Source organism: Undibacterium sp. WLX3042 (assembly GCF_049544825.1).
Lineage (GTDB): Bacteria > Pseudomonadota > Gammaproteobacteria > Burkholderiales > Burkholderiaceae_D > Undibacterium.
This window is the reverse complement of the sequence record NZ_CP186698.1, coordinates 1,166,988-1,181,467: the sequence shown is the minus strand read 5'-3', so window position 1 is coordinate 1,181,467 and position 14,480 is coordinate 1,166,988. Positions and strand designations below refer to the sequence as shown.

Below are 14,480 nucleotides of genomic sequence, written 5' to 3'. Positions count from 1 at the left end.
TGTCATAAATGAAATACCCCGCAAAAGCGGGGTATTTTTACGGAAGGACAAAATCTGAGCTGTCTTAACTCAGCTTCGCTTTGCGTGCCCGCTGAAGCCACTCACTCAGCTCTCCGACTATCCCTTTACGGAATGCGAGTACGCAAACAATAAAAATTAAGCCGGTCACGATGGTCACAGAATCACCTAGGTTGCGGAACCAGTCCACCGTCGTCCAGTCGGCGAGCAGATTGCCGAGGTCACCAAGTTTATTCTCCAACGCGATGATAATGATGGCGCCGACAATCGGGCCCACCAAGGTACCTAAACCGCCCACCAGGGTCATTAACACCACGAGGCCTGACATAGTCCAGTGCACATCGGTCAGCGTCTCAAAACCGAGTACCAGCGTTTTAGTCGCACCAGCTAATCCGGCGAGTGCGGCAGACAAGACGAAAGCAACCAGTTTGTACTTATCAACATCGTAACCAAGCGATACGGCACGCGGCTCATTCTCCTTGACCGCCTTCAAGACATGGCCGAAAGGCGAATGAATCGCCCGCACGACCACTGCGAAACCTGCAATCGCAATTGCCAGCACCACGTAATACAAAGTCAGATCCGATGTCAGATCCAGGCTTCCCAGCAATTTGCCTCGTGGGACGCCTTGCAAGCCATCTTCACCGCCGGTGAACTTCGCTTGCAAAAACACGAAGTACAACATCTGCGCCAATGCCAGAGTAATCATGGTGAAATAAATACCCTGTCGCCGTATTGCCAATGCCCCCATAACAAGACCGATCAGGGCCGCAGCGAGAACGCCAAGCACAATACCCAGTTCCGTCGGCAAACCCGCATCACGGATAGCCCAGCCGGCAATGTAACCTGCACCACCAAAAAATGCTGCATGACCAAATGACAGCAAGCCGGTAAAACCGATCAGCAAATTAAAAGCACAGGCAAACAAAGCAAAGCACAGCAGCTTCATTAAAAAGACGGGATAAACAAAAAACGGTGCCGCCAGCAATACGGCAAGGGCAATCCCGTAGCCAATTTTTTTATTCATAGAAGCTCCGATTATTTTTCTTTACCGAACAGGCCAGCTGGGCGAATCATCAGTACGATCGCCATCACAATGAAGACCACTGTCGCTGATAACTCAGGGTAAAACACACGCGTCAAACCTTCGATAACACCAAGTGCCAGCCCCGTCAGTATGGAACCGAGTATCGAACCCATACCACCGATCACAACAACCGCAAACACGGTAATGATCAGGTTAGAACCCATCAGCGGCGACACCTGTATCACCGGCGCCGCCAGAACACCGGCGAACGCCGCCAGCGCCACACCGAAACCATACGTCAGCGTCACCATCAACGGCACATTCACACCGAAGGCTTCCACCAGTTTCGGGTTTTCTGTACCGGCACGCAGATAAGCACCTAGTTTAGTTTTTTCAATCACAAACCAGGTCGCAAAACAGACTGCGAGCGAGGCAATCACCACCCATGCGCGATAGTTAGGCAGAATCATAAAACCGAGATTCGTTGCGCCCATTAAGGCATCCGGCACAGAATACGGTTGCCCGGACACACCATAGACAGAACGGAAAATACCTTCAAGCATCAGGGTGATACCAAAGGTCAGCAGCAATCCGTATAAATGATCGAGCTTATACAACCAGCGCAACATGGTCTTTTCTATGATGACGCCGAATATACCGACCAGTACCGGAGCCAGAATCAGCATCACCCAGTAGTTGACGCCAAAATAATTCAAGCCCATCCAGGCCAAAAATGCGCCCATCATATACAACGCACCATGCGCAAAATTAATCACATTCAGCAAGCCAAAAATGACTGCCAGTCCGAGAGACAGCATCGCGTAAAACGAGCCATTGACCAAGCCCAGCAACAGCTGGCTCAGCATCGCCTGAAGCGGAATACCAAATATTTCCATGGCACTCTTTAGAAAATAACCCACAGAATCAGCGGGCAGATGTCAGGAAAGGGATGTGCTTCTGCGTTGCAATTCACGATAATTACGTAGCCACGCACATCCGGTTTATGTATCAATACAAGCAGCTTAAACTTCCCTGCACCTGTTACAGGCGCAGGGAAATCTTTTCTTTATTTCCACAAAGCGCACTTGGATTCGGCTTTCGTAGTGAAAGCCTGTTCACCAGGAATAGTCTGCGCCACTTTGTAGTAATCCCAAGGTTCTTTCGATTCTGCTGGTGACTTCACCTGCATCAGATACATGTCGTGAATCATGCTGCCGTCGGCACGGATATAGCCATTTTTAGCGTAGATATCGTTGATTTTGGCGGACTTCATTTTTGCCATCACTTTTTCGGTATCATCGCTGCCGGCTGCTTTGACCGCGTTCAGATATTGCAGGGTTGCAGAATAGTCAGCGGCCTGCAGACTGGATGGCATTTTTTTCATTTTTTCAAAATAACGACGCGACCATTTACGCGCTTCTTCATTCTGATTCCAGTACCAGCTGTCGGTCAGGTACATACCACTCGTCAGATTCAATCCCAGAGAGTGAATATCATTAATAAACATCAGCAGACCAGCCAGTTTCATGGTCTTGGTCACACCGAATTCATTCGCTGCTTTAATCGCATTGATCGTATCGCCACCGGCATTGGCCAGGCCCAGAATCTGAGCTTTCGATGCCTGCGCCTGTAACAGGAATGAAGAGAAATCAGAGGCAGACAAAGGATGTTTTACCGATCCGGCGACGCTACCGCCGGCAGCTTTAACCACACTCGCAGTGTCACTTTCCAGCGATGCACCAAACGCATAGTCAGCTGTCAGGAAATACCAGCTTTTGCCACCTTGTTTCACGACAGCAGAACCTGTGCCCTTCGCCAGAGCAACAGTATCGTAAGCATAGTGAATGGTATTCGGCGTGCATTCTTCGTTAGTCAGACGCGCTGTACCGGCACCGATAGAAATGAATACTTTTTTCTTTTCTGCCGCAACTTTAGACATCGACAAAGAAGTACCGGAATTGGTGCCGCCGATCAGCATATCCACGCCATCGCGGTCAAACCATTCACGGGCGCGGCTTGCAGCGATATCCGCTTTGTTCTGATGATCAGCCGTCACCAGCACAATCTTTTTACCAAGCACGGTACCGCCGAAATCAGCAATTGCCATTCTGATCGCTTCTGCACCACCGTTGCCGTCGATATCAGAATACAAGCCGGAAATATCCGTGATAAAACCAATTTTCACAACATCGCCCGATACCTGCGCACTTGCTGAGCCTGTGAAAGCCGCAAATGCTGCACCCACTGCCAGACTGGCAATTTTAAATTTTGTATTCATTTGTCTTCTCCTATCGTTTTTATAAACGCCCGCGCCATTGCTATGGCTGCAGGAACCACCACCAATTCACACTCCCAACAACTCATTCAACACAGGCATTTTTTCCTGCAATTGCGAGGCTGCAAAAGTCTCGACTATCTGCCCATGTTCCATCACATAAAACCGGTCCGCCAATGGTGCAGCGAAACGGAAATTCTGTTCCACCATGACGATGGTGTAACCCTTCGCTTTCAGGGTGGTAATCATGCGCGCTAAAGCCTGTACGATCACCGGTGCCAGACCTTCGGAAATTTCATCGAGTAATAACAAACGCGCGCCTGTACGCAGAATGCGCGCGACTGCCAGCATTTGCTGTTCACCACCGGACAATCGCGTACCCTGACTGTTTTTACGCTCGGCCAGATTCGGAAACATGTCGTAAATTTCTTCGATGGACATGCCCTGCACATCGCGTGACACCAGCGGCGGCAACATCAGATTTTCTTCTGTGGATAAGGATGAAAATATCCCTCGTTCTTCGGGGCAATAGCCAACGCCGAGATGCGCAACTTTATGCGTCGGCAAATGAATGGCTTCGACACCGTTAATTTTGATCGAGCCTTTGCGGGCGCCTGTTAGCCCCATGATCGCGCGCATCGTTGTCGTGCGGCCTGCGCCATTCCGACCAAGCAAAGTCACGACTTCACCCTGATTCACCACCAGGTTCACATCATGCAAAATATGCGATTCACCGTACCAGGCTTGCAGATGCGTGATCTCCAGCGCAGGTACTTTTCCGGATTGATTCGTTGCAACACTCATGCGTGCGCTCCTTCCAGTTCGCCGCTGGTGCTTCCCATATAGGCTTCCATGACTTTAGGATTTTTCGATACTTCAGCGTAAGTGCCTTCGGCCAGCATGGCACCACGCTGCAACACAGAAATTTTGTCGCAGATACCGGACACCACGCTCATATTGTGTTCGACCATCAGAATAGTGCGTCCTGCTGATACCTTTTTGATGAGCTCGGTCACACGATGCACATCTTCATGCCCCATCCCCTGCGTCGGTTCATCCAGCAACATCATCTCCGGCTCCATCGCCAGCGTCGTGGCAATTTCCAGAGCGCGTTTGCGGCCATAAGGCAAATCCACGGTCTTGGTATCGGCAAACTCTGTCAGATCGACTTCTGCCAGCAACTGCATCGCGCGCTCATTCAGGTTGTTGAGGCTGTTCGCACTTTTCCAGAAATGAAACGAGGTACCAAGGCTGCGTTGCAAACCTATACGTACATTTTCCAGCACGGTCATGTGCGGAAAAACAGCGGAAATCTGGAATGAACGAATGATGCCCTGGCGTGAAATCTGTGCCGGTTTAGCCGACGTGATATCACGCCCGTTAAACAGAATCTGACCGGAAGTCGGTACCAGGAATTTGGTGAGTAAATTAAAACAGGTGGTTTTGCCGGCACCGTTCGGTCCGATCAGCGCGTGGATATGCCCACGCTGCACCTGCAAATTCACTTCGCTCACAGCGGTGAAGCCCTTGAACTCTTTGGTCAAGCGCTTAGTCTCGAGGATGACATTGGTCATCGCGTCTCCTTATTGTCTTGCTTCAGGCCCTCTTCGGGGATCCAGTATTTTTAACATGACAAACTTACTGATCGTGCAGCAAGCATTTATTATTTTATTCAGAAAGCTCCGGTCACCGATATTGATGTTGCCACACGTCAATGCATTTAAGCTATATGCGACGCGCCTTTCAACAAATAGGTCACCGGCGTTTCTCTGAGTTTTTGATAGTACCTATCAAACGGTTTTTTCAACAATACGGTATAACTACTGTACGTAGTTTCACGCAAGCCGACCTGAAAATAAAGTGCGTTTACCTTTCTTCTAACAAAATCGCCTGTGCCGCTTTTTCCGCAATCATGACGGTCGGCGAATTGGTATTACCCGATGTGATTGTCGGCATCACAGAAGCATCTGCTACCCGCAGTCCCGCAATGCCTATGATGCGTAAAGCGCTGTCAACAACCGCATTGGTATCATCTCGCCTGCCCATCTTGCAGGTACCGACCGGATGAAAAATCGTCGTGCCGATATCACCGGCTGCTTTGGCTAATTCTTCTTCCGTGCGGAATTGCGCACCCGGTTTCATTTCTTCCGGCTGATATTTTTTCAACGCAGGTGCTGCAACGATCTTGCGTGTCAGCGTCAGCGAGTCCGCCGCAATCTTACGGTCTTCATTCGTACTCAGATAATTCGGCACAATTTTTGGTGCCGCCAAAGGATCGGCTCCGGTAATTCTGACATAGCCGCGCGACGTTGGGCGCAGGTTGCAGACACTTGCGGTGAACGCCGGAAAATCATGCAAAGGGTCGCCGAATTTTTCCAGCGACAAAGGTTGCACGTGGTATTGCAGATTCGGTGTCGCCTGCGATGCATCTGAGCGGGTAAAAGCGCCCAGCTGCGACGGCGCCATCGACATCGGGCCACTCTGGAATAATGCATATTCGAGACCGATACGCGCCTTGCCAAGCAAACTGTTGGCCATCTTGTTCAGTGTTTTTGCACCCGAAATTTTGAAGGCAGAACGTATCTGCAAATGATCCTGTAAATTCGCGCCGACACCCGCCAGCTCATGCACCACCGATACACCGGCTTGCTGCAACTGGCTGCCGTTGCCAATTCCGGAATACTGCAAAATCGCGGGTGATCCTATCGCGCCTGCGGCCAGCACCGTTTCCTGAACGGCATCAGCAAACCACTCGCGGCCACCGCCAATAAATTCGACGCCGGTACAACGTTTGCCATGTTCGCCATCAACAATACGCAGACGCCGGACCTGGCAGCCGGTCATGATCGTCAGGTTACTGCGTGTCGCTGCCGGTTTCAGAAAAGCTTTCGACGCATTCCAGCGTATGCCGCGTTTCTGGTTCACATCAAAATAGCCGCAGCCTTCGTTATTGCCGCGATTGAAGTCGTCGGTATTCGGGATGCCGACTTCTGCCGCCGCATCGCGAAATGCATCCAGAATTTCCCACGACAAGCGCTGCTTTTCTACGCGCCATTCACCACCCTGACCATGAAATTCCGCATTGCCACTGTAATGATCTTCGCTCTTTTTAAACAGCGGCAACACCTGATCCCAGCGCCAGCTATCGTCCCCGGTCAGCGCCGCCCATTCATCGTAATCACGCTGCTGACCACGCATATAAATCATGCCGTTGATCGATGAACAACCACCCAGCACTTTGCCACGCGGATAGATCAGGCTGCGCCCGTTCAGACCAGGTTCGGCTTCGGTACGCAGCATCCAGTCTGTGCGTGGATTATTAATGCAATACAGATAGCCGACCGGAATATGTATCCACACATAATCGTCTTTACCACCGGCTTCGAGCAGCAGCACGCGCTTGTCCGGGTTCTTCGACAAACGATTCGCCAATACACAGCCGGCAGTACCGGCACCGATCACGATGTAATCAAACTGTCCTGCTGATTCCATGTATTTTTTCCTTAGCTTTTACGAGTCGCTGCCTGCATTTCCTGCACCAGCGTGGCGACCAGATCCGCAGCATGCACATCACGCGCGCGGGCAACGCCCTGCCCACACCACAGCGACATGAATTCAGTTTTATTTTCTTTTGCCGCTGCCGAGCGTATTGCTCCGGTCAGCGCGTTTTGCACAGGATAGGCCGGCACCTGATCTGCCACGGATTCCATCAGTTGCATGAAACGGTTATCCAGACCACGCGCAAAACGGCCGGAAAACGCGCGCGTCTGACGCGTGGTATCTCCGCCATCAGTGCGGGCATCAAGTAAGCGATGCTTGTAAGCCGGATGAATGCCGGATTCTTTCGTGGTCAGAAATGCCGTGCCCATCTGCACCCATTGCGCACCGGCAGCAAGGGCAGCAGCGATATCCCCACCGTCCATGATGCCGCCCGCAACGATCAGCGGAATCTGTATCTGCGGGCGGCAAACGGCCAGCAATTCTGCGGTCCTCAGCGTTGCATCCTGCTGCGCCCCGATGAAAGTGCCGCGATGTCCACCAGCCTCCGTGCCCTGCAGGCAAATCGCATCGGCACCGATCGCTTGCCAGACGACGGCTTCCGCCAGATTCGTCGCGGTACCGATCACCAGTATTCCGGCCTCGTGCAGACGCTGTACCTGGCTGCCATGCAAAACATCGAAAGTAAAACTGGCGACGGCTGGTCGTGCGGTGATCAAGGCATCTAATTGCGCTTCAAAATCCTCGCACCAGCGGGTCGGTGTCGGCAAGGTGCTCCAGCCTAATTCAGCGCACACCGGTTGCAGCAATAATTTGGCCGCCTCTATCTGGGCAAAATCGACTTGCGGGCGCGTCTGTACAAACAGATTGATGGCAAAGGGTTTATCCATCAGGCGGCGGATATGTTCGGCCTGCTCAATGATCGCCAGCGGCGTCAGCAAAGGCGCAGCGAGAGAGCCGAGCGCACCGGCTTCCGATACTGCCGCCACCAGTTCCGGCGTCGTCGCGCCGCCTGCCATCGGTGCCTGGATAATCGGGTACTGGCATAAGGTGTTGATCGTGAACATCGTGGTTCTTTCACATACTGGGGAGGAGTATGAGTTACTGCACCCGTTATCCCTTTTATTTATAAGGACATCAGATGCAAACCGAAAGATACTCCCCTATCCCGCAGAGGTAATCTGGGTGCGGAGGGTTATTCGGGCTGCTCCCGGCACGTCTTTACAACATCAACGCACCGAGAGCAGAGGAAATTACTTCGCTACCGGCATCGTGAATTCAGCACCTTTGCCTATGCTGTCTGGCCAACGCTGCATCACGGATTTGTAGCGGGTGTAGAAGCGTATGCCTTCTTCGCCATACGCATGCTGATCACCAAATAAAGAACGTTTCCAGCCACCAAATGAATGCCATGCCATCGGTACAGGAATAGGCACGTTAATACCGACCATCCCGACCTGAATGCGGCGTGAAAATTCGCGTGCGGTGTTGCCGTCAGAAGTGAACAAGGACACGCCATTACCGAATTCATGGCGGTTGATCAGCTCCACGGCCGAGGCAAAATCCGGTACGCGGACAATGCACAATACCGGCCCGAAAATTTCTTCGCGATGAATTTTCATGCCTTCTTTGACGTGGTCAAACAGTGTGCCGCCGAGGAAGAAGCCGCCTTCATGACCAGGTACAGAAAAACCGCGTCCATCGACCAGCAATTGCGCACCTTCAGCAACACCGTCAGCAATATAGCCTTCGATTTTTGCCTTGTGCACGGCGGTCACGACCGGGCCCATTTCGGCATCGGCCTCCATACCGTTTTTGATTTTCAGGGATTTCACCCGTGGTACCAGCGCAGCCACCAGTTTATCGGCCACATCACCGACCGCCACCGCGACAGAAATCGCCATGCAACGTTCACCGGCGGAACCATAGGCCGCGCCCATCAAGGCATCGACAGCCTGATCCAGATTTGCATCCGGCATCACAACCAGATGATTTTTCGCACCACCGAGCGCCTGTACGCGCTTGCCCAGGCGTGTGCCTTCGCTGTAAATATATTCGGCAATCGGCGTTGAACCAACGAATGAAATTGCGGACACATCCGGATGCTGCAGCAAGCCATCCACCGCGACTTTATCGCCTTGCAAAACGCCGAACACACCGTCCGGCAAACCGGCTTTTTTCAACAGATCAGCAATCAGCAATGCGCAGGAAGGATCGCGCTCGGACGGTTTCAGAATAAACGTATTGCCAGTCGCAATCGCCAGCGGTGCCATCCACATCGGCACCATGAAAGGGAAATTAAATGGCGTAATACCCGCAGTCACACCCAGCGGCTGACGCAGATTGTAGTTATCAATACCGCCGCCGATGTTGTCGGAAAACTGGGTTTTCAACAGTTGCGGCATACCGCAGGCAAATTCAACGATTTCTATACCACGGGTGACTTCGCCCATCGCATCCGACAGGACCTTGCCATGTTCACGCGTGATCAGCGCGGCGATCTCCTTATGATGCTGATCCAGCAGTTCTTTGAATTTGAACATAATGCGCGCACGTTTGAGTGGTGCGGTATCCGCCCACGCCGGTGCTGCCGCTTTGGCCGCAGCTACCACCGCATTCACTTCGTCCAGATTCGCCAGCACCACTTGCGCTACCACCGCGCCCGTTGCCGGATTATACACGTCCTGCTGACGGCCACTGGCCGAGCTTACTACCTGGCCATTCATAAAATGCTGTATCAACGATGTCATAAGAAACCCTTAGTCAGAAATGGAAGTTCAATCGCAGATTAATAGACTACCCATAGCAAATCCAATTAATTATTTTCAATAGCAACATAAGACATGCTTATAATATTCAAAAAATTCTGCGTGCCAGTGTTATCAACACCAGTTTATATCCCACGCTGATGGAGACAACATGGATTTCACTCAATTACGTGCCTTTGTGACTGTCGCCAGAGAAGGTAATCTGACCCGCGCCGCCGAGCGTCTGCATGTCACACAACCCGCCGTCAGCCTGCAAATCAAAGCATTGCAGGAAAGCCTGAATTTGCAACTGTTCAGCCGCAGTGCCAGCGGCATGACACTGACCAATGACGGCGCCAAATTACTGCCGTATGCAGAACGCGTCTTGAGTTGTATCGTTGAATTTCGTCAGGCATCGAATTCTTTACACTCCACGCTGAGTGGAGAACTGGCGATAGGAACGATACTTGACCCTGAGTTCACCCGCCTCGGTGCGTTTCTGAAACGGCTGGTGGAAACTTATCCACAGTTATCCACACGACTGCAACAAGGGATGTCCGGCTCGGTGTTACAACAAATCCGCGCGGGTAGTCTTGATGTCGGCTTTTACATAGGTGAAGCCCCCGACGACGTTAAAACACCTATCTACAGTGTGGTGCTGACTAATTTTACTTATCGCGTGGTCGCACCCAGCGGCTGGAATAAGCGCGTGCTCGGTCAGAGCTGGCAAAGCCTTGCACAGCTACCATGGATATGGACACCGCCCGAATCGGCACACAATCGTCTGCTGACAAAAATCTTTGCCGGACTCAATCTGACGCCGAATAAAGTCGCTCTGGTCGATCAGGAACCGTCGATGCTGGATCTGGTGAAATCGGGTGTTGGTCTGAGTCTGATCCGCGATTCGATTGCGATACGGGAAGCACATGCACATGGTCTGGTCATCGCCGATGCCGTCAGCGTTGAAACCCAACTATGTATTATTTGTCAGGAAAAACGCAAGAACGAAGCGATGATCGCCGCCAGTTTTGAGCTGATCAAACAATGCTGGCAATTACTGATTTAGCTGTTGTACGGGTGGATGATGAGCGCGCAAAAACACGATCAAAAAATAACATTCAGCCGAATTTCGTTACATCAGATTCACATAGTATTTGCAGTTTTTATTATCTGCCATTTTTATTACCATTAAGGACATCTGTTTTTCAGAAAAAACTGATACAAGGTATACAATCCACTCCAGACCGCCACTGACAAAAATAAATCTCAGCACTGGTGCTGATCTTCAGGGACGTACAGAAAGTAAATGCTTTGAAAACCCAGACTCTTATTCTTCTCTCAGCCTGTGTCGCCACTCTGCCGCTGACCGCGCAAGCGGCAGATCTGCGTTTGCTGATACAGGAATACGCACCGTTTTCATATACTGACCCGAAGACGGGTGAAATCCGCGGCTTCGTCACAGACAAAATTATGGAAATCATGCGGCGGGCAGGCGAAACAACGGAGATCAGCAGCACCTCACTCGCACGCGGATTGAACGCCACACTGAACGACGATAACACTTGCCTGTTCGCTTTTCGCCGCACTCCCGAACGTGAAAATCTATTCAAATGGGTCGGCCCGCTGACCAATGATAACTGGGTACTGTACGGCCGGAAAAACGATAGCCGCGTATTAAAAAAATTTGAAGATGCAAAACCCTACGCTATCGGTTCCTACAAAAATGCGGCAACAGGTATACAACTGAGCGAACAGGGTTATCACATCATTTTCGCCAGTGAAGACGATGACAACCCGCGTTTACTCGTCAACAAACGTATCGATTACTGGGTGGTTTCTGAATTACACGGTATGTCATTGGCACAGCAAATGGGCTATGCCAATGACATCGTACGCGCCGCCCGTTACAAAAATATCGAACTCAATATGCTGTGTAATATCCGCATGGATAAACAACGCATTGATCTCTTTAACAAAATCAACCGCGACTTAGAGAACGACGGCACGATGGAAAAACTGATGCGTAAATATGGAATCCGCTGATGGCACGCACAACAAAAGCAAGCAATGCCGTACAAAGACTGAAAGAACGGAGTAAGGGTGCAGCCTATTCTATGGTCAGCATGGCCGATGGCCGCTTTTTTCTGACCCGTTCTGACGGTACCGCTACACCGGAGAGATTAAGCGAGCCGATGGAAATCGATGCCTTTGTCGCTTTCGTCAATTCTCTCGAAAAACAGGCGCCTAAAAAAGTCAGTAAGCTCGATCAGGCATTTGAACAAAAATTACAAAACGCAAAAAAATAATCCACACACATGACGTGCTCATCATGAGTCTGTTATTTATTATCCCAGTCATGATTTACTCAAAAAGGATGTTTTATTTATGAAATCCCATCTGCTTGTTGCAGCTTTTGGCTTATCTGTTTTTTTCACAAGCGGCGTTGCCACTGCACAGATGCAAAGTGATACCAGCGTTGTGGCCAGCACACTGCAAAAAATCGACATCAAAATCGGCACAGGACAAGAAATTGCGACCGGAAATAATGCCCTGGTTCATTACACCGGCTGGCTGCATGATCCTCTTGCTGCGAAAGAACACGGTACTCAGTTTGACAGTTCATCCGGCCGGCCACCATTCAGTTTTACTGTCGGTGCAGGCAGAGTGATTAAGGGCTGGGAGCAGGGCATTATCGGCATGAAAGTCGGCGGCAAACGTACCCTGATTATTCCGCCGGAGCTGGCATACGGTACGCGTGGTGCTGGTGGCGTCATACCACCGAATGCCACCCTGATTTTTGATGTGGAATTAGTCGGAATACGGTAAAAAAATTCTGCTGATGCACATCCTGAACCGGATGTGCTTACTTGGTGTCAGTAGCTTGCGGGGCTTCTGGCTGCGGTGGATAGAATGTATACACCGCATAGAAAAAACAGGAGACCGCCAGCACGGTCACCGCTGTTCCAATAAAAAACAGCGGTTCCAGACCCAGCGGAAAAACAAACTGATACCAGTTAATGAGGCCGGACAATATCATTACGGCGAAAGAGATATTCATTAACAGACCAGACCGACGCATGGTCGCTGCCGCAAACAACAGCATGACCAACAGAGATAATAAAAAGCTGACAAATCCCATCACAATAAGACCTTTTATTTTTTGTAATCTTAGAAAAATAACATAATGGTATTGTCCCGGCTTGAGTTTTACGTCGTTTTAAAATATCCACACAGCAGGATCACCAATGGCTTATTTGCTCGCACTTGATCAGGGAACCTCCAGTTCACGCAGCATAATTTTTGATGAGCAAGGTCAGATTATCGCTTCGGCACAGCAAGAATTCCGTCAGCTGTTTCCGCAACCGGGCTGGGTTGAACATGATGCCATCGAGATCTGGCAAAGTCAGTTTGCGACTTGTCAGCAAGCGATGCGCAACGCCGCTTTACAGGCAAATGACATCAGCGCCATCGGCATCACGAATCAGCGCGAAACCACGGTGTTATGGGACAGAAAAACCGGCCAGCCTTTGTACAATGCGATCGTCTGGCAAGACCGCCGCACCGCCGCGTATTGCGAAGAGCTGCGCACACAGGGCTATGCTGAAAAAATCCAGGCAAAAACCGGGCTGATACTCGATCCGTATTTTTCGGCAAGCAAACTCAAATGGCTGCTCGATCATATTCCCGGCGCACGCCAGCGGGCGGCACGCGGTGAACTGGCATTCGGCACAATCGATACCTGGCTGGCGTGGCAACTCAGCGAAGGTAAGCTGCATGTGACCGATATCACGAATGCCTCACGCACCATGCTGCTGAATATTCATCAGGGACAATGGGATCAGGAATTACTTGATCTGTTTGATATTCCGGCTGCGGTGTTACCCGACGTGTCGCCGTCAAGCCATCTATTTGGTCACTGCGCTTTACTTGGCAGCGCCATCCCCATCGCCGGTATCGCTGGTGATCAGCAAGCAGCGCTGTTCGGGCAGGCGTGTTTTACACCCGGCATGGCAAAGAATACCTATGGCACCGGCTGTTTCATGCTGATGCACACCGGCGCGCAAGTCGCCACATCGCACAATGGTTTAATCAGCACAAGTGCTTGTCAGACGGGCCTCACCAGCCAATATGCGCTTGAAGGCAGCGTCTTTATTGGGGGAGCCGTTGTGCAATGGCTACGCGATGGGCTGCAGGCGATACAACATTCCACCGACGTCGAACAACTCGCCAGCAGCGTGCCGGATTCGGGCGGTGTGGTCTTTGTGCCTTCGTTCACCGGCCTTGGCGCACCGTACTGGGTGGCCGATGCCAAAGCGGCGATAGTCGGCCTCAGCCGTGGCAGCACCGTTGCCCATATTGCCCGCGCAGCGCTGGAATCGATTGCATTTCAGAGTACAGCGGTGTTGCTGGCCATGGTGAAAGATGCGGTCTCCCCGATCACAGAATTGCGCGTTGATGGTGGTGCGGCAGCCAATAATCTGTTGCTGCAATTTCAGGCAAATTTACTCGGCATTCCCGTCATACGACCGAAAGTCACTGAAACTACGGCGCTGGGGGCGGCTTTTCTCGCGGGGCTGGGTGCCGGTATTTTTGCGAATCAGGATGAATGCGCAGCGACCTGGAAAATGGACAGACAATTTATACCGACCATGAGCCGTACGCAGGCGCAATCGCTGATGACTGAATGGGAAACGGCGGTAAACCGGGTACGCTGAACATTAACGCACAAGGCAGTCAGCCAGCGATAAGGTCACCGTGAACACGGTTTATGGATAAAATGGAGGCTGGTTCGTCATCGGCAATGACGATGAACAAAGCGGATCTGCTTTCGTTTTGCGGAACACAGCGTAGCTTCACCTGCGATTGACGCAGCATTTGATGCTCAGCATTTTATATTTTCTGTACTTTTTACTGC

Annotated in this window: 14 protein-coding genes; 5 read left to right on the top strand and 9 right to left on the bottom strand. The window is 51.2% G+C overall.

Annotation, left to right across the window (positions count from 1 at the left end):
• Window positions 1-64 precede the first annotated feature (64 nt).
• The 8 genes from ACPAOP_RS05325 to ACPAOP_RS05290 form a co-directional block, all read right to left on the bottom strand.
• Complete coding sequence (locus ACPAOP_RS05325) at window positions 65-1,045, bottom strand: branched-chain amino acid ABC transporter permease (RefSeq protein ID WP_423709571.1); 981 nt, start codon at window positions 1,043-1,045, stop codon at window positions 65-67.
• An 11-nt stretch (window positions 1,046-1,056) separates the two neighbouring features.
• The gene (locus ACPAOP_RS05320; RefSeq protein WP_423679108.1) at window positions 1,057-1,941 is read right to left on the bottom strand and encodes a branched-chain amino acid ABC transporter permease; all 885 of its coding nucleotides are present in this window, start codon (window positions 1,939-1,941) and stop codon (window positions 1,057-1,059) included.
• 170 nt (window positions 1,942-2,111) lie between these two features.
• Window positions 2,112-3,323 carry an ABC transporter substrate-binding protein gene (locus tag ACPAOP_RS05315; protein ID WP_423679107.1) on the bottom strand — a complete coding sequence of 404 codons (1,212 nt, stop codon included), beginning with the start codon at window positions 3,321-3,323 and terminating at the stop codon, window positions 2,112-2,114.
• A 66-nt stretch (window positions 3,324-3,389) separates the two neighbouring features.
• Window positions 3,390-4,124, bottom strand: coding sequence for an ABC transporter ATP-binding protein (locus ACPAOP_RS05310; protein WP_423709570.1), 735 nt, complete (start codon window positions 4,122-4,124; stop codon window positions 3,390-3,392).
• Window positions 4,121-4,894 carry an ABC transporter ATP-binding protein gene (locus tag ACPAOP_RS05305; RefSeq protein ID WP_423709569.1) on the bottom strand — a complete coding sequence of 258 codons (774 nt, stop codon included), beginning with the start codon at window positions 4,892-4,894 and terminating at the stop codon, window positions 4,121-4,123. Before ACPAOP_RS05305 ends, ACPAOP_RS05310 begins: the two co-directional genes overlap by 4 nt.
• Before the next feature lie 292 nt (window positions 4,895-5,186).
• Complete coding sequence (locus ACPAOP_RS05300) at window positions 5,187-6,812, bottom strand: GMC family oxidoreductase (RefSeq protein ID WP_423709568.1); 1,626 nt, start codon at window positions 6,810-6,812, stop codon at window positions 5,187-5,189.
• A gap of 11 nt (window positions 6,813-6,823) precedes the next feature.
• On the bottom strand, window positions 6,824-7,885 hold the full coding sequence (locus ACPAOP_RS05295) for an NAD(P)H-dependent flavin oxidoreductase (protein WP_423709567.1): 1,062 nt from the start codon (window positions 7,883-7,885) through the stop codon (window positions 6,824-6,826).
• Between the two features lie 186 nt (window positions 7,886-8,071).
• Complete coding sequence (locus ACPAOP_RS05290; protein ID WP_423709566.1) at window positions 8,072-9,568, bottom strand: CoA-acylating methylmalonate-semialdehyde dehydrogenase; 1,497 nt, start codon at window positions 9,566-9,568, stop codon at window positions 8,072-8,074.
• Between the two features lie 169 nt (window positions 9,569-9,737).
• Here ACPAOP_RS05290 and ACPAOP_RS05285 point away from each other — a divergent pair, with 169 nt between their 5' ends.
• The 4 genes from ACPAOP_RS05285 (at window position 9,738) to ACPAOP_RS05270 (ending at window position 12,391) form a co-directional block, all read left to right on the top strand.
• Window positions 9,738-10,631: a LysR family transcriptional regulator gene (locus ACPAOP_RS05285; protein ID WP_423679101.1), complete on the top strand. Its 894-nt coding sequence runs from the start codon at window positions 9,738-9,740 to the stop codon at window positions 10,629-10,631.
• A 245-nt stretch (window positions 10,632-10,876) separates the two neighbouring features.
• Window positions 10,877-11,608 (top strand): substrate-binding periplasmic protein, encoded by a 732-nt coding sequence (locus ACPAOP_RS05280; protein WP_423709565.1) that lies wholly within the window; start codon window positions 10,877-10,879, stop codon window positions 11,606-11,608.
• On the top strand, window positions 11,608-11,871 hold the full coding sequence (locus ACPAOP_RS05275) for a hypothetical protein (protein WP_423709564.1): 264 nt from the start codon (window positions 11,608-11,610) through the stop codon (window positions 11,869-11,871). The genes ACPAOP_RS05280 and ACPAOP_RS05275 overlap by 1 nt, the downstream gene beginning before the upstream one ends.
• A 79-nt stretch (window positions 11,872-11,950) precedes the next feature.
• Window positions 11,951-12,391 carry an FKBP-type peptidyl-prolyl cis-trans isomerase gene (locus ACPAOP_RS05270; RefSeq protein ID WP_423679098.1) on the top strand — a complete coding sequence of 147 codons (441 nt, stop codon included), beginning with the start codon at window positions 11,951-11,953 and terminating at the stop codon, window positions 12,389-12,391.
• A 37-nt stretch (window positions 12,392-12,428) separates the two neighbouring features.
• On the opposite strand, the gene ACPAOP_RS05265 is transcribed toward ACPAOP_RS05270, so the two are convergent.
• Window positions 12,429-12,707 carry a hypothetical protein gene (locus tag ACPAOP_RS05265; RefSeq protein WP_423709563.1) on the bottom strand — a complete coding sequence of 93 codons (279 nt, stop codon included), beginning with the start codon at window positions 12,705-12,707 and terminating at the stop codon, window positions 12,429-12,431.
• 103 nt (window positions 12,708-12,810) lie between these two features.
• On the opposite strand from ACPAOP_RS05265, the gene glpK reads away from it, so the two are divergent.
• Window positions 12,811-14,280 (top strand): glycerol kinase GlpK, encoded by a 1,470-nt coding sequence (gene glpK, locus ACPAOP_RS05260; RefSeq protein WP_423709562.1) that lies wholly within the window; start codon window positions 12,811-12,813, stop codon window positions 14,278-14,280.
• Window positions 14,281-14,480 lie beyond the last annotated feature (200 nt).